The organism is Burkholderia sp. BCC1644, from assembly GCF_902833225.1.
Taxonomy (GTDB): Bacteria; Pseudomonadota; Gammaproteobacteria; order Burkholderiales; family Burkholderiaceae; genus Burkholderia.
In genome coordinates this window covers 74336-90863 of sequence record NZ_CADFEI010000009.1, presented here as the reverse complement: position 1 = coordinate 90863, position 16528 = coordinate 74336, and the positions used below count along the sequence as shown (strand labels likewise).

Here is a 16528-nt window from a genome sequence, read left to right as displayed (position 1 = left end):
CAGCGGGGAGACCACCATCGCGCGCCAGCCGGGGGGCTTATCGAAGTTCGCACGAACACATAAGCCGAACAACGACTCTAATCGATCGACAACGACATGAAGACCAACCTTTCCCAACGTCTCACTCAAGGTGCGCTGGTTGCAGCGCTTTGCGCGTCCGTGGCGGGCTGCGGCGGCGTAGTGACGCCCGGCGGTCAGAACGCGGGCGTGACCGGTGCCGCCGCGGGCGGCACGAGCGCCGGCGCCGATTCGGGGCTGCAGCGCTGCACGTCGCCGCTCGGCACGATCGCCGTCGACGACGGCCGCAACGCCGACTGGTGGGGCCCGTTCGGCAGCGCGACCAAGATGACGACGATCGACCCGCTGCTGCGCCTGGCCGTCCAGCAGTCGAACTGCTTCGTGATCACGTCGATCGGCAACCAGAAGAGCGATGCGCGCCTGTCGCGCATCACGCAACTGCAGCGCAACTCGGGCGAATACCGCGCGGGCTCGAAGCAGCAGAAGGGCCAGCGTGTCGCGGCCGACTATTACATGGAACCGCAGATCGTCATCAACGATTCGCCGATCGGCGGCATCGGCAGCATGATCGGCGGGCTGATCGGCAACAGCGCGGTGGCGGCGGTGGCCGGCCACCTGCAGACGAAGGCATCGGTCGTCACGCTGACGCTGTTCGACGTGCGCTCGGCCGTGCAGATCGCGGCGTCGGAAGGCAGCTCGACGGCGACCAACTACGGTGCCGCGCTGGGCGGCTTCGGCGGTGGCGTGGGCGGTGCGCTGGCCGGGTTCTCGTCGACGCCGGAAGGCAAGGCGACCGTCGTCGCGTTCATCGACGCGTACAACAAGATGGTCGTCGCACTGCGCAGCTACAAGGCGCAGGACGTCAAGGGCGGCCTCGGCCGCGGTGGCCAGCTCCAGGTCAACTGACGTCCAGGGCCGGCGGTGCGCCGCCGGCCGGTTTCCGCTTCGCAATCGTCCGTGCGTGTGGCGTGAGCCGCGCGCGCCGGCTTCGTTCGTCCTGTTCGTTTCGAGGTGATTCCGATGAAAGCCGTTGCATTGATCGCATTGACCTGTCTCGCGCTGACCGCCTGCGGCGGCGACGACAATTCATCACCTGCGTCGTCCGGCGGCGGATCGGGCACGAGCAACAACGGTGGCACCGGTGGTACGGGGTCCGGCGGAACGGGAAGCGGCGGCTCGGGCGGCTCAGGTGGCTCAGGTGGCAGCACGCTGACGCTGCGCTACGACGCGCAGCCGACCGCGGCGGACCAGGCGAGCTTCCTGACGCTGCTCAACAGCGAAGGCGCGAAGGGCTACCGCTATCTGGGCGACTACTACTACGCCCCGTCCAACGGCGGCTCGCGCTCGATCTTCGTGAACGACGGCACCGTGCAGACCTACACGTACCAGTTGCAATCCACGCCGGGCGACTGGACGACCTTCCTCAACCAGGCCAACACGCAGGGCACGAACGGCTATCGCTACGAAGGGCCGCTCACGTACGGCTACCTGTATCGCAAGGATGGCGGTTCGTCGGCCACCTACACGTATACGACGACCGGCCTGCCGGCCGACCCGAACGCGTTCCTCACGCAGGCGAACGGCCAGGGCCAGTCGGGCTACTGGTTCCTGGGCCCGATGGTGATCGGCTCGGTGCAGTCGAACGTGTACATGAAGAACAACGCGTCGAGCGCGACCTACACGTACGATGCGCTCACGCCGACGACGAGCGTCAGCGACTTCATCGCGCAGGCCAACAGCGAGGGGGCGAAGGGTTATCGCGCGAAGGGCGCGCTGCTGTTCGGCAGCACGATCTCGTGGGTCTACGTGAAGGACCAGACGCAGTCGCCGACCTTCACGTACCAGTCGGCCGCGATCCAGTCGACCGGCGCCAGCTTTGTCCAGCAGTCGAACACGTTCGGCGCGCAGGGTACCGCGTATCTGAGCGATCTCGCGCTCGGCGTCTCCACGCCGGTGATGGCTTCGTTCTACTTCAAGCCGGCGAACTGCACGGGGTTCCTGTGCACGACGCTCAACCCGCTCACGCAGAACTGACCTGCCGTCGTTCGACGGCCGCCGATGTGCCTCGCCGCCTGAGCGGCGTCTCCGCGGGGGTATGCCGCTTGATGGCCCGCCCCCGCCTTTTTCCTCGCCTCTTCTTCCTCCCGGTTGCGCGTTGCATGGTCCGGCGGGCAGCCGGGATGCATCCTAACGTCACTTTTTCCCGCATCGAATTTCGGTCAAGTTCTAAATATCTGCTCAATAGTATTTGACGTGTACGAAACGGTTCATTTGGGGTGGACGCTCCCATACCCGTTTGGCATCGTCGGAATTCATTCCATCTTTTCCATGGTGAATTCCGGCCAGGCGTCGCGCTTCGAATCGGCATCGTTCGAGGGCGCGACCCTCGTCGCGCGTCATGCCGCAGAGTCCGCTTCAATCCCTCCGCCGCTATCTGAGCATTTCGGTGTTCGGTGGCGGCATCGTCGTTACCGTCCTGGTCCTGATCGCATGCGGTCTCGGGATGACGGCGATCGTCTCGGGGCATGTCGAGGGCGAGCGGCGCAATTACCTGAACGGGCTGGAGCAGACGCTCAACGAGATTCAGGTGAGCGAAACCTCGTTCCGCAACGGCGTCGCGAATGCGCAGCTGATCTGGCGCGAGGCCGATAGCGCGCCGGAATCGGTCGTCGATGCATTCTTCGGCGACGACCAGCGCGTCGCGATCCGGCCGCATCCGTCGCTCGTGCTCGGCGTGCCTGGGCAGACCGGCAATCGCACCGAGGTGGCGCGCTACCTGTCGCTGTCGGTGCTGCTGGCGCGCATCTGCGCGGCGAGCTCGATCAATCGCGGGCGCACGCTGGAGGGCTACCACTACAGCACGCGCACGGGCATGTTCGGGCTGGTGCCGAACCGGAACCGCGACGATCCCGCGCTGGCGTCGCCCGACGATCGCGCCCGCGTGCTGGATGCGCTGCGCATCGATTTCGAGCGTGCGTATCCGGGTGTCGTCGATACCCGTCCGCACGTGCGCTGGCTCGCGCCGTTCACCGATCCCGTGTCGGGGCAGCCGCGCATCCGGATCGCGGCCGAGGCGCACGACAACGGCAAGACGTTTGCCGTGCTCGTGACCGAATACTCGCCCGACTACCTGCTGTCATGGCTGGCCGACTATCGGCCCGACGGCGCGTTCACCATCACGACGGCCGACGGCCGGCTCGTCGCGATGGATCCCGCCGTGGGCGATGCCGGCCGCGCGGCGCGCCTGCTGAAGCTGGCGCCGGGGCGCGGCGGCGCGTCGTCGGGCTCGCCCGAGTTCCGCGACGGTTTCCTGCTGTTTCACGGCAAGCTCGAATCGACCGGCTGGACCTTCGCATACGCGCTGTCGTGGGCCGATGTCGCGTCCGGCGTCGCGCGCTCGGCCGGCACGTTGATGGCGGCGACGCTGCTGACGCTCGCGGTCATGTGGACGTTGCTGCTGCGCTTTCACCGTCGCGAGTTCGCGCCGCTCTATGCGCGCTCGCAGCGCGTGTTCGACAGCGAGGCGCTGTGCCGCAGCGTGATCGAGATGGCGCCGATCGGCCTTGGGCTGATCGCGCACGACGACGGCCGCTGCATGCTGGCGAGTCCCGCGCTCAGGGAAATGGTCGCGCGGATCGGCGGCGACTATCGCGAGCTGTCGAACCAGATGGCCGCCGCGTGGCAGGCGCACGTCGCAAGCGGCGGCGCGGGCCGCGTGCTGCACGACGACTTCGTGATCGACGGCGGCGAAGCCGCGCACCTGCATCTCGAATTCATCGCGTGCGGCGCACGCTATCAGGGTGCGGACGTGCTGATCGCTGCGGTCGCGGATACCACCGCGAAGCACCAGCTGATGCAGAAGCTGGAAGAGGCCGTGCGCGCGGCCGATTCGGCCAATGCCGCGAAATCGTCGTTCCTTGCGGCGACGAGCCACGAGATCCGCACGCCGCTGAACGTGATCCTCGGCAACCTCGAGCTGCTCGAACGCTCGGCGCTCGACGCGGTCCAGCACGGCCGCGTCGGCACGTTGCGCACGTCGGCGACGAGCCTGCTCGCGCTCGTCAACGACATTCTCGATTTCTCGAAGATCGAGGCCGGCGCGATGCAGGTCGAGTCGATCGAGTTCGACGTGATCGCGACGGTCGCACGCGAGCTGAGCGCGTTCGCGCCGATCGCGAAGGCGAAGGGCCTGCAACTGTTCTGCGAAGTCGACGCGGCCGACACGCAGCGGATGCGCGGCGATCCGACGCGATTCGCGCAGGTGCTCGGCAACCTGTTGAACAACGCGATCAAGTTTACGAGCACGGGCCGCGTGACCGTACGCGTGGCCGTCGTTGCAGACGGCCACGGCGCGCCGGTGCTGTCGGTCGCGATCGAGGATACCGGCATCGGCATTGCCGCCGAGCATCGGCGCAAGCTGTTCAAGGCGTTCACGCAGGTCGACACGTCGATCACGCGCCGCTATGGCGGCACGGGGCTCGGGCTCGCGCTGTGCGACCGCCTCGTCATGGCGATGGGCGGCTGCATCGACGTGGCGAGCGAGCCGGGCGTCGGCAGTCGCTTCACGATCCGTCTGCCACTCGGCGCGGACGTCGCCATGCCCGGCCGGCCGCACGGCGTGCGCACGCAGGCGTGTTCGCTGACGCTCGTTGCCGCGCATCGCGCGTGGCGCGAATTCGCGTTGCCGCACCTGCATGCATGGGGATTCGACGTCGATGTGTACGACGACCTGTCGAGCCTGCCGGGCGATCTGGCAGGTCCGGTCTTGCTGCTCGGCGATCCCGATGCCTGGTCGCATGCCGAACTGGGCAACCTGCGCGGTTGTGCGCCGCTGATCCTCGCCACGTGCGACGGCCCGCTCGAACCACACCGCGCGGGCGGCACGGTGCGCGTATCGAGTTATTCGCTCGGCGGCCTGCGCGCCGCGCTGTCGTGCTGCGCGTCGTGTCGCGGTGAAAGCGCGATTGCCGCTTCATCCGCCGGCGAGCTTGCGCGTGTCGCCATGCCCGGCCGGCGGCGCGCCGTGCTGGCGCGGCCACAGCCGTCCATCGACCGAGCGCCGCGCGTGCTGGTCGCGCGCGACGAAACCGTCGACGGGTCGATTTTCCGCGAGCAACTGCACGTACTCGGCTGTACGGTGGCTGAGGTCGGGTCCGGGCGCGCGGCGCTCGAATCGCTGGCCGACGGCGGCTGGGACGTGCTGCTGATCGGCGCCGATCTTCCCGATCTGCGCGCGCACGAGCTGGCGGAAGCCGCGCGCGACCAAGGCGTCGCGTGCGACGTCCTGGTCATCACGTCGCACCTGTCGCCCGATGGCATGCGTCGCTGCGTGGCGGCGGGCGTGCGGCGCGTCCTGACGAAACCCGTGACGCTCGCGCACCTGCGCGGCGCGCTTGCGTCCGTGTGGCAGCGGTGCGGTGCTGCGCCGGAAAGCGCGGCGAGCGGGCCGGCCGATCGCGAGGCGGCACTGCATGGCAAGTAACCGGCAACACGGAACCCAGCAACGCATGTCCGACATAAAAGAGGCAGAGTGCCTGCACCCGTCGCAGTGCACATTTCAAATCACACTGGAGGGGAAGACCATGCGTCACTTGGGGAAGATATTCGCACTGCTGATCGAATTCGCGGCGCTGTCCGAGCGGTCGCGCAAGGAATTTCTGACCATGATGAACGAGTATCTGCTGATGTCGCCGGCTCAGAGACGGCGCGCGATCAACGAGTGGAAAATGCGCCAGGAAGGAGCGCGGCATGACGAACCCGGCGAGTCGGTGCACCGATAGTGCGTGGTGGCGGGGCGATACGTAGCGGGATCGCCCTGCGCCCGTCCGCTGAGACGCCCTGCGTACGGTAGCGGCAGGCGGCGGCGACCGGATACGGCCCGGCCGGTTGCAAATGCCGCCCCTGGCGCGTACGGGCGCGCCGCGCAGCGGATTTCCCCGGTGACGCGGGTTCGATCCCTCGAACCGCGCAACGCTCCATCGCAGCGCACCCGCCTGTTGGCGCGCAGGATGCGCGATGCATCGATGGCCCGTCCGACCGGTAAACGCGGCCGGATTTATCTTAAAATTAGGTCACTATTGTCCGGCGGCCGTATGTGGCTGACGATCGGCTGACGGCGCGAGTATGCGAGCGTCGCGCGCCGGATGCGTGACGGGAAGCCTCGGGGAGAAACAGGAACATGGACGAATTTTCAGTGCGCGTGATGGTGGCGGATGATCATCCGGCATCGGCGCTCGGGATGTCGCAGGCGCTGCAAGGCAACAGCACGATCAAGCTGGTGGACGCCGTTTCGAACTCGACGGATCTGGTCGCGGCGCTCGACGCGCAGCCGAGCGACGTGCTCGTGCTCGACTACGTGATGCCCGGCGGCAAGTACGGCGATGGCCTCGTGCTGCTGTCGTTCCTGCAGCGTCGTTACCCCGCGCTGCGCATCGTGACGATCACGATGATCGACAATCCGAGCGTGCTGCGCGCGATCCAGAAGCAGGGCGTGAACTGCATCCTCAGCAAGTCGGATGCGCTGTCGCACCTGATCGGCGCCGTGCATGCGGCCTACGTCGGCGCGAACTACATGTCGCCGTTCGTGAAGCAACTGCTCCAGGATGGCGATGCGATGCCCGTCGCGCGCGCGCTGACGACGCGCGAGATCGAGGTGGTCCGGCTCTTCGGCGCCGGCTACACGGTGGGCGAGATCGCCACGCAGCTGCATCGCAGCAAGCAGACCATCAGTTCCCAGAAGTCGAGCGCGATGAAGAAGCTCGGGATCGTCCGCGACGCGGATCTGATCCGGTACGCGGACGAAGGCAATGTGCAGGATCCGGGCGGGCCGGACGCGCGTGACTGACGTGAGCACACGGCTCGGTGCGGGCCGCGGGCGGGTGTGGCGCGCGCCTGGCGCGGCGCCGATGCCGTTCCGGCGCACGGGTTCGACGTGTGACGGTCGCACGCGAGGCGAGCGGCTGCGAGTCCGGGCGCATGCCGGCGCTTGTCCGACGACAGCGAAACCCCAGCGAATCGTATGCCTGAAAAACTGAAAAGGCTTGCCGCACAGGCTGCCGCCGTCGGCCGCAAGCCGTTCGATCCGGGCCGGGTCCGGCGTCAGCAGCAGGCATTGCTGTACGGCGGCGGCGCGGCGATGACCGTGTTCATCGTGCTGTGCGCGCTGCTCGTCGTGCGGCTTGCCATCGGCGACTACGTTGCGCAAATGCGCTCGACGTTCCTGCGGGAAGTGGCGGAACTGCACGGGGAACTGCAGGTGACGCAGGCGTTGTTGGGGCGTTTCGCCGACAACATGACCGCGGCCAACGGCAGTCCCGATGTGGTGCCGCCGTCCGATCTGCAAACGATGATCGACAATGGCGGCAGGCTGGATTGGCTGGACCCGCATGGCAAGTTGACGGTTGTCGGGTTCGCCGATCTCACGTCGGGGAAGTCGCCAGCCGCGTACGTCCGCTATATTGGCGCGCTCTACCGGATGGGTCACGCTGTGTCCACACCGTCGCCGGTTTCGATTGCCAAGGATTTCACGGCTTACATGGTCGGCGTGAACGACGACTTTCTGGTGTTGTTCGGCGCGGAACTGGCCAGGCGGGCCCCCGCGCGACTGGCTCCGTCCGATCTGAAGGCGCTCGCACGCCGGCTCGAGCCGGCGGATCCCTATGGCGGCATCGTCGTCGAGACACGCGACGATCCGGTGCTCGGAAGGCCTGTTACCCGCTTTGCGCAGTTGTTGAGCGATGTGGACGGCAAGCCGTTCGCGTGGCTCGTCTTCAACGGCCGTCCCGAGCTCGACCGGATCATGGCGCCGCGGACATCCGATGTGGAGAACGTGCTCGTCGACACGAGCGGGCATATCGTGTTCGGACGACCGCATGACGGCGCGCTCGTCGCACGAACACTCGAGCGTGTACTGAAACGAAGTCCCGTTCCGATCATCCCGCATCGCATTGGCGGCAGGTTCGTGCTCGGTGACCGTCTGGCCGGGTCCGACCTCGTTCTGATCAAGAGTTACACATGGCGAAGCGTGGCGATCGCCAACGCCGTGCGCATTGGCATCGCTTGCACGTTTGCGCTGATCGGCATCGCAGTGCTGTGGACCGCGATCGTGCTGTTCGACCGGCGCGCGTTGCGCCCCGCGAACCGGCGCGCGATACGCCTGATCGAAAGCGAGGCACTCAACCGGACGCTGATTCGCACCGCGCCGGCCGGCCTGGCGCTGTTGTCGCTCGCCGACGGCGACGCGATCGTGCGCAACGACGCGATGGCCGCGTACGACAAGGCCGTGTCGGGCGCGCCGCTCGGCAAGCGGCTGTGGCAGGTCTATCGCGACGCGGTGCGCGGCGGCGGCGCGCGCAGGCTCGTCACGCACGAATTCGCGATCGAGCGCGCGGAACACGGTTTTGCGTATCTCGATGCGCACATGGTGCGCGCCAAGTATCGCGGCATCGACGTGCTGCTGTGCACGCTGATCGACATCACCGCGCGCAAGGAAGTCGAGGCGACGTTGCGCGACGCGCGTGCGGCGGCCGAGCAGGCGAACAAGGCGAAGTCGACGTTCCTCGCGACGATGAGCCACGAGATCCGCACGCCGCTGAACGCGATCATCGGCAATCTCGAACTGATGGCGCGCGCGTCGCTGCCGTCGGCGGAGCGGCGGCGGTTGAAGACGGTCGCATCGTCGTCGGACGTGTTGCTGCGCGTGATCAACGACGTGCTCGACCTGTCGAAGGCCGAGTCGAACCAGATGGTGCTCGAACATATTCCGTTCGATCTGCGCCGAATCCTGAACGACGTGACGGCGATGTTCCGGCCGCTCGCGGATGCGAAAAACCTCGAACTCGCGTGCCGCATCGCGCCGGAACTGGCCGACGGTTACGTCGGCGACCCGACACGGTTGCGTCAACTGGTGTCGAACCTCGTCAGCAACGCGATCAAGTTCACGAAGCGGGGTGGCGTGACGATCGATGCAGGGCTCGCGACGGGCGGTGCGGTTGGGCAGCGCGTCGAGATCGTCGTTCGCGACACGGGCGTCGGCATTCCGGAGGACAGCCTGCCGACGCTGTTCGACGTCTATATGCAGGCCGATGCGTCGATTTATCGCCGCTTCGGCGGCACGGGGCTCGGATTGCCGCTGTGCCGGCGCATCGTTGCATTGATGGGTGGTGAACTGAGCGTCGACAGCCGGCTGGGTGAAGGCTCGACGTTCGTCGCCGGGTTGCCGCTGACCGAAGCGCCGCACGGGTGGCGGGTCGATACGCCGGAACTGCCGGCATTCGTGGATGCGGTGCGTGGGTACGGGGCGACGTCTGAACCCGATGAAGCGGGCGACGCGACGGCGGACGCTGAAACGCATGTGTCGTCGGCCGGTGACGAAGAAGAACCGCTGCGCGTGCTCGTCGCCGAGGATCATCCGGCGAGCCGCGCGTTGCTGCACGACCAGCTCGACGCGCTGCGCTACGACGCGACGATCGTGTCCAACGGCGTCGAGGCGATGCGTGCGTTTTTCGAGCATCCGTTCGACGTCGTGCTGACGGATCTCGGCATGCCCGAGCTCGACGGGTTTGCGTTGGCGAATTTTCTGCGGGAGCAGGGTTCGAATGTGCCGGTGATCGCGATGACCGCACACGCGACGGATGAGGATCGCCGGCGTTGCGAACGGGCTGGCGCGGTGGAGGTCGTGCTGAAGCCGTTGTCGATCGGCGCGCTCGAAGCGGTGTTGCGGCGGCATGGCGGGCGGCGGGCGGTGGCGAGTGGTGAAGCGCATGCGCCGGCGCATGACGTGCCGCTCGCGGTAACCGACGAGATGCTGCAGAGATTGCGCGAGGCGACGCTGCGTTCGCTGACGGTGATCGAAGCGGCACTGCCGAAAAACGATATCGAATCGATCAAGGTCGAGTTGCATTCGATGCGCGGCGGATTTGCGCTTGCCCGCGATACCGTGGCGCGGGATGCCTGTGCGCAGGCCGAACGCGTGTTGCTTCACGACGGTTCGGATGCACTTGGACTGGCGTGGCCTGAGTGCAGGGCGGCGATCGCGGCTGCGTTGGCGCGCTTGAGCTGAACGGGCTTCGCGCAGTCCGGCAAGCACATCTGATCGACATATGCCGCGCCGCGGCGAGTCTGCCGAAGCGAAGCGTAGCGGCGTCATCCCCTCGGTCGTTACACGATCCGTAGAAACGTCAGATCGCACTTGACCGTCCCCAACCCGCGAGTCGAGCGCCCGCGTCGACCGGTCGCCTCTTCCTTTTGCGCGTGTGGCAAACCTTGTGGCGCGCCTTCCCCGATCATTTCCAGCATGTGCTGTCGCGCGCGTGAAGCGTGCGATCACCCAAATTGTGAGATTGAATTAACAATCAACGACTTGAGTTTGATGAAAGAGAATATTCGTACGTTTACGAGTATTTTTTTGACATATATAAAAATCGTCCTATTCATCATTTGGTGATGCTCTCGGAAAATTTCGTTAGTGGAGGTGATCTTCCACATAACGTGTGCCGACTAGTTTCGGCATTTAATTTTCGAAAATCGTTTAAAAGAGAGCATCAGATGAAACTCAGCAAAATCGCTCTGGCACTGGGTATGACCACGGCACTGTTCGGCATGGCACATACGGCGCAGGCCGAGCCCGTGTCGAAGAAGATCACGCTGACCGCGCAAATCAACGACGGCATCTTCGTGTCGAAGCCGGACGGTAAGACGTGGTACAGCACGGAAGAACTCGAAGCCACCGACTACACGCAATCGAAGTTCGCGAAGACGCTGCCGATCCGCGTGTGGACGAAGAACGCCGACTTCAACGTTTCGCTGTCGCAGGCGCTGAAGATGTCGAATGGTCGCTATGAAATGAAGAACGCAAAGGTTGCGCTGACCAGCCAGGCCGGCGACCACGACATCACGACGGGCGTTCAGAAAATCACGCAAACCGTTTCCGGCAACGGCGGCTTCGACGAAATCCACAACCTGAAGATCAACGTGGATGCACCGACGCAAGCCGGTACCCAGAGCACCAACGGCAGCTACAGCGGCGATCTCGTCATGGTGTTCGAGCCGGCTGCTGCTACGGCTCCGTAAGGCATGTAGCAAGGCTGACGGGAAGCCCCGGATCAAGGGGCTTCCTGTTTAGCGCCACGACAGGAAGCAAGCGCGTGTCCGTCCAACTCCTTCATAAGAAAGATCGTGTTCGCCGAAAAAGTCCCCTTCCGATTTAACAAGCTGTGGCTGGGTGCGTTTATTTTTGCTTCATCGCATTCATTCGCAGAGCTTAAGGTCTCTTACGGGGTTCCGGAAGGGTTCAGTGCGGCCGAGATGGACGACGTCGCCAATTACGTGGCAACGTTCAATGGACGGACGTTGCCCGGCTTTTTGAGCTATTCGCAAACGGATTCGGTTCTTACGTTCGATGCGAGCAAGTATGAAGAAAACGGCATTTCCAAGGAGGACATCGCTGCGTTAAGCAAAGTCGTTTCGCAACTCGACTACAAGCGTTGCAGCAATGGCTGCGACCTGGAGATCGACGGTTATCACGTGACCGTCGACAAATTGAAGCGATCGATTTCGATTCGCGATGCGCGCGAGGATTACATTGCGCCGCAGACCCATCTGGGTATTGTCAACAACCAGTCGATCGATTTGCGCGCCGCATCCGAGGGCTATCGCGCGGCGAACGTCAACGGCAATACCTGGGTCGGGCTCCCGTCCCAGAGCTTCGGCTACGTGAGCTGGTACGCAAACCAGACCAGTTCGTCCGGCTACAGCGGCGGTGACCGCGGTGTGTCGTCGTATTACCTGCAGAAGAACTTCGCCAGCACCTACGTGCGAATGGGTAAGCAGAACAGCATCGACTATTCGTCGGGGTCTGTCAGTACGATGCTGTCGCCGAGCTTCGACCAGTTCGTAACGGTCGGCAGCCAGGCGCATCTGCAACTGGACAACAACGTCGGCTCGCTGATTCTTTATGCGACAGCCGACGGGAATTACGAGTTCTACCGAAACGGTCGCCTGATTTTCAAGCGGCCGGCCGTGATCGGGCGCAACGAAATCAGTTTCGCCGATCTGCCCGGCGGCTACTATCCGCTCGAGGTTCGGCTCGTCGACCGTAACGGCAATGTGGTGAGTACCGAACGCCGTGAAATCAACAACCTGAATTTCAACGCGACGGGCGGCAATGCCTGGCATTTCACGGCCGGCAAGGAAATGGGCAGCAGCGGGTATTTGCTCGAGGCCGGGGTGAGCCGGAACCTCAAGCACTTCTACCTGAATTCGTCGGCGCTTGCGGGTCAGGGCGGCAAATGGGCGGGGGAAGTCAATATCACGCGTCCGACGCAGATCGCCGACATCGATATTCAACCGACACTTGGTTTACTGGCCGGCGAGCGCGGCGTCGGTGGCTACATAAACATCTCGATGGCCAGCGAAGCGCTCGGCAGTCTGTCGGTCGGCCGCTACCAGAGCACCGACGTGTCGCGCTTCCATACCGGTCAACCGAGCACGAGCGTGTCCTATAGCCGCAGCCTGCGCAAGGCGACGGTCGGTTACAACTACATGCAGTCGCGGAGCGGCGGCCCGTCGCATCAGGCGGAAGTCCGCTGGAACTATCGTCCGAACGGCTTGTGGGCCACGTTTGCGCTGGGTGTGCAGAAAGGCGGTTACCAGAGCCGCAGTGGCGGCTATGGCGTGTACTTCAACACGACCATGACGCTGGACAAGGTTCAGGGGACAGTCAATGCCGCGCATGTGGGTGGTCAGACGCAGCTGAGCGGGGACGTCCGGAAGGATTTCGCGGACAACTTCGGCACATCGACGATTGGCGCCACGGCCAACCGGGTCGGCGGTAATTATGGCGTCAACCTTTACGGTACGCGCTCCGGCACGCGCGGCGACGCATCGCTGAATCTCGGTACCGGCAATACGGGCAGCAATGTCGACTTCAACTATCGAGGGATGGTTGCGGCAAGCAAGGATGGCGTTGCATTCGGGCGCTATAGCTCGAGCGGCAGCGCGATGCTGTTGAAGACGCCGGTGATCGACGGCATGAAGTATGGCTTCAACGTCGAAGGTAGCCCGGTTGCCGGGGGCGGGACTTACGCGGTGCCGCTCAACGCATACAACGATGTGCCGTTCGCGCGCGTGTTCAGCAATAGCGACAACCTCGACATGAATATCGAAGTGCCGGCAAACATCGTGCGCGCGCACCCCGGGCAGGTGTTTTCGACGAAGGCGCGCGTCGAGATCAACATGATCTACAGCGGGTTCATGACGGACGGAGAAGGCAAGCCAATCAGCGGCCGGATTGTCGAAACGGGCGACACGGTGCATCGGAACGGTTTGTTCTCGATCGTCAGCAAGAAGATGCTGCGGCTCGTTACGGTCGAGCGGGATGGGCGTCGGCTGACATGTGACCTGAAGGACGCGAAGGGCAGCAATTTCCGGTGCGAATGACGATCCGGCGAATACAGAAAGGAAATGCGATGAAACGTTATACCCCACTTTCACTGCTGTTCGGTCTGGTGATGGCAGCCGCCCAATCCGCCCATGCGGAAGGTGAGCTGATGGTGATGCCGGCCACGACGAAGGTATTCAACGCACACGAGCAGACGGTAACCGTCAAGAACATGGGCGATGCGCCGCTGTATCTGAACATCAACGTCCAGAAGGTGACGAATCCGGGGGTGACGCCGGAGAAGAAGGTCGATCTCGGTGACGTTGCGCGCCCCGGTCTGCTGGCCAGCCCGGACAAGCTGACGCTCGGCCCGAATCAGACGCGGTCGATCGTCCTCAAATCGCTCGCCGAACCGGAGCAGGAGGAAATCTACCGGCTGTACATCTTGCCGGTTCGGTCGTTGAAGGTCGATAACGCACCGGAGGACAGGATCACCGCGCCAATGTCGTTGTCGATCGGTTATGGCGTGCTGGTGCGGCATATGCCGGCGCCGGGCAAGCAGATCTCGAGCTGGACGCATCGATGCGAAAGCGGCGGCCTCACGTTGGAAAACACGGGGAACGTGCGCCAGCTTTTTACCCAGGTCGTTTATGAGAAGGCGAAGGGGCCGCAGACGTTGGCCGTCTTTCCGGGCACGCCGCAGCATTTTGCGGCAAAGCGCATGTCGATGAATGTCGACGACAAACCGGTGACGCTCTCATGTCCGTGATGAAAACCCGCTTGCGTGGCGTATTGGCGCTGCTGGCCGTGCTGGCGTGTACATCGAGTATGGCTGCTGGCGTACTGAAGCTGTCGCGTGTGGAGTTGACGCTGGCGCCCGACCAGCCGGCCAGCGAGCTTTATGCCGAAAACGTTGGTGATACACCGCTCTATCTGAACGTCGAACAGCATTTGGTGGAAAACCCGGGTGAGACGCCGGAGCGTCTCGTTCCGGTGGCGGAGGTCGAGCGGCCTGGCTTGTTGATCCAGCCGAACCGGCTGGTGCTGGCGCCGGCGCAGAAATACCGGATGGTCATGAGGGAACTCGGTACGTCGCCGCAAAAAACGCAGGTTTGGCGAGTCACCTTCAGGCCCACGGAGCGCATCGTCGTGGCCAACGACACGCAGGACAGCCTCGCAACACCCTTGTCGATAAGCATTGGCTACGGGGTCGTGATTTATCAGCATGGCGACGCGGCACGATAGGGTCGATGGTCGTTCTCATTCGCTGGAATCCGTTATCGAATGTGGGCCGAATCTGTCGTGCGTTTGTGCGCTCGAAATTCCCGACGAGATCATGTGGAATATATTTTATACAGGCGGCATGATGCGAAGAATGTTGAAATGGAAAGTATCTGTATTTTCATGGAGGGTCGTGCTTGCGTTGCCGTTTTTGTTCGTGATGCAAAATGCGAGCGCATTTAAACTTATTACATCGAAGGTCGCGTCTGGTTATGGTTCGTGCTCCTGGATGGATAACGGGAATGGCACAAGTACTATTCGTCTCGATATTAAATACAATACGGCGGCCGGAAATACTGGTGGACGCACCTTTAATTCCCGGGGGATATTGATTTACACGTATGATTCGTATGGAAATCTTTTGCCAAGCAGTAGTGCGGCGCGCTCGGTAAAGATTGGTGATGTCGCTTCCGATAGATTTTATGTCGGTGAGGGGTATGTCATGTACAACTATACGACGGAGAGGGAAGGTGGCAAGGGCGGTGGGGATTGGTACAAACAAACTCCATTTACTGCCAGTGTGGAAATTCAGATTAATAATTCGGTTATCTCAAACTGGCCAGGTATTGGGGTTCGTGCCGGCAATTTCACAACAGGCGATGATGTCGGGGAGGTCACGGGCGCCGCATATCTGAGCACCATGGGCAGTAGTAGTACCTGTGAAGTCGTGGAGCCTACTTTGCCGCCGCCTCGCCCCCCGGCCGCAATATCGATCGATGTAGCCGCGCCGGACTGGAAGCTCGGCGAACTGCCGCGCGGTGACAGTGAAAAAACGCTCACGGGTTCGACGGAGCAGCTCTGTTTCACTTATACCGGCGTGAACAGCTCTCGTCAGTTTGTCATTGATGCAAAGAGTGAAAATGGTATTTCAGGTGGAAAATATTTCTTGAAGAATGTCAGTAATGCATCTCAGAAAGTTCCATATGCCGTGGTGCTGGATAGCGGCACCGGAACATTCGCCATTCCGAACAGTCAGAGCAGCCCGGTCACGCTGAATAAGGGTAACAGGACATGCTTTGTTCCGACGTTCAAAACGTCCGTGGGGGCGAGTGTCAGTACCGGAAATTACTCCGACGTCCTGACGTTCACTATTGTTACGAAATCCTGAGAGGGCGAGATGCGGAAGTGGGTCTACAAGTGGATGCTGATTGGCCTGACGGCGTTACCGACGCTCGCGTCTGCCCAGATCATTCTGATTACCGGTAAAACGACGAGTAAGGTGACGGCGAGCGTGACGCGAGCGAATAACCTGATCGTGACGGATGACAAGGGCGGATGGTTCGAAAACGGCTTGAAAATGCAGCAGCTCGGCGGCTGGGAAACGGCCTATGACGTACAGGCAAGGCTGCGCATCGATTCGACCACCGGAAGGTTTCGTGTTCGCATGGATCAACCGCTGCAAATCGTCAACCAGGCAAAGCCGACGCTTGCGTTCCGGAACCCGACTGTCAGCATGGGGCCCGAAGGCGCCGTGCTGTCGCAGTTGAGCATGGAGCAGGGCGTCGAATTCCGGAATCCGGCTGCTCCGGATCCGAATGTGGATTCCAGAGGGTACTACGCGCTTGCCATTTCGGCATTGCCGCCGGCGGGAGACTTCAAGAGTACCGTCGGCACGTACACGGGTACGCTGTCCTTGACCTTCGAGCCGATCATCGTCAAGCAGTGAAAGTGCCCGTTTCCTGTCGAGGTGGGTGAGCAATCCATTTGCCGTGGGCAGTGGCGCGCGCACGGTCCGTGCAAATCACCGGTCCGCGCGCGGTGAAGTGGGTTCCACGTCGGTTTCGTCGATTTCCTTCCAACGCCAATTGATCGATATACAGATATGAGTTCTTGTACTGTCAGGATGCGAGC

At 63.1% G+C, this 16528-nt stretch carries 12 protein-coding genes; all 12 read left to right on the top strand.

Going from position 1 to position 16528, the window contains the following annotated elements; genetic code table 11:
- Positions 1-96: 96 nt before the first annotated feature.
- The 12 genes from HWX87_RS19285 to HWX87_RS19230 all read left to right on the top strand — a co-directional run bounded on the left by HWX87_RS19285 (position 97) and on the right by HWX87_RS19230 (position 16343).
- Positions 97-924, top strand: coding sequence for a hypothetical protein (locus tag HWX87_RS19285; RefSeq protein WP_176048604.1), 828 nt, complete (start codon positions 97-99; stop codon positions 922-924).
- A gap of 114 nt (positions 925-1038) precedes the next feature.
- Positions 1039-2052 (top strand): hypothetical protein, encoded by a 1014-nt coding sequence (locus HWX87_RS19280; RefSeq protein ID WP_176048603.1) that lies wholly within the window; start codon positions 1039-1041, stop codon positions 2050-2052.
- Positions 2053-2416: 364 nt separating this feature from the next.
- A complete protein-coding gene (locus HWX87_RS19275) occupies positions 2417-5500 on the top strand; it encodes an ATP-binding protein (protein ID WP_176048602.1) in 3084 nt (1027 codons plus the stop codon).
- A gap of 25 nt (positions 5501-5525) precedes the next feature.
- Positions 5526-5798, top strand: a complete 273-nt coding sequence (locus tag HWX87_RS19270) for a hypothetical protein (RefSeq protein ID WP_347880181.1) — start codon at positions 5526-5528, stop codon at positions 5796-5798.
- 398 nt (positions 5799-6196) lie between these two features.
- Positions 6197-6862, top strand: coding sequence for a response regulator transcription factor (locus tag HWX87_RS19265; RefSeq protein ID WP_176048601.1), 666 nt, complete (start codon positions 6197-6199; stop codon positions 6860-6862).
- Positions 6863-7036: 174 nt separating this feature from the next.
- The gene (locus tag HWX87_RS19260; RefSeq protein ID WP_176048600.1) at positions 7037-10078 is read left to right on the top strand and encodes a hybrid sensor histidine kinase/response regulator; all 3042 of its coding nucleotides are present in this window, start codon (positions 7037-7039) and stop codon (positions 10076-10078) included.
- Between the two features lie 485 nt (positions 10079-10563).
- Positions 10564-11088: a CS1 type fimbrial major subunit gene (locus tag HWX87_RS19255; protein WP_176048599.1), complete on the top strand. Its 525-nt coding sequence runs from the start codon at positions 10564-10566 to the stop codon at positions 11086-11088.
- Positions 11089-11322: 234 nt separating this feature from the next.
- Positions 11323-13455 (top strand): TcfC E-set like domain-containing protein, encoded by a 2133-nt coding sequence (locus HWX87_RS19250; protein ID WP_176048817.1) that lies wholly within the window; start codon positions 11323-11325, stop codon positions 13453-13455.
- Positions 13456-13484: 29 nt separating this feature from the next.
- Entirely contained in the window at positions 13485-14165 is a 681-nt protein-coding gene (locus tag HWX87_RS19245) for a pilus assembly protein (protein WP_176048598.1), read from the top strand.
- A complete protein-coding gene (locus HWX87_RS19240) occupies positions 14156-14641 on the top strand; it encodes a hypothetical protein (protein WP_244137710.1) in 486 nt (161 codons plus the stop codon). Before HWX87_RS19245 ends, HWX87_RS19240 begins: the two co-directional genes overlap by 10 nt.
- 91 nt (positions 14642-14732) lie before the next feature.
- Positions 14733-15785 (top strand): hypothetical protein, encoded by a 1053-nt coding sequence (locus HWX87_RS19235; RefSeq protein WP_176048597.1) that lies wholly within the window; start codon positions 14733-14735, stop codon positions 15783-15785.
- Positions 15786-15794: 9 nt separating this feature from the next.
- Positions 15795-16343, top strand: coding sequence for a hypothetical protein (locus HWX87_RS19230; RefSeq protein ID WP_176048596.1), 549 nt, complete (start codon positions 15795-15797; stop codon positions 16341-16343).
- The last annotated feature ends 185 nt before the right edge of the window (positions 16344-16528 follow it).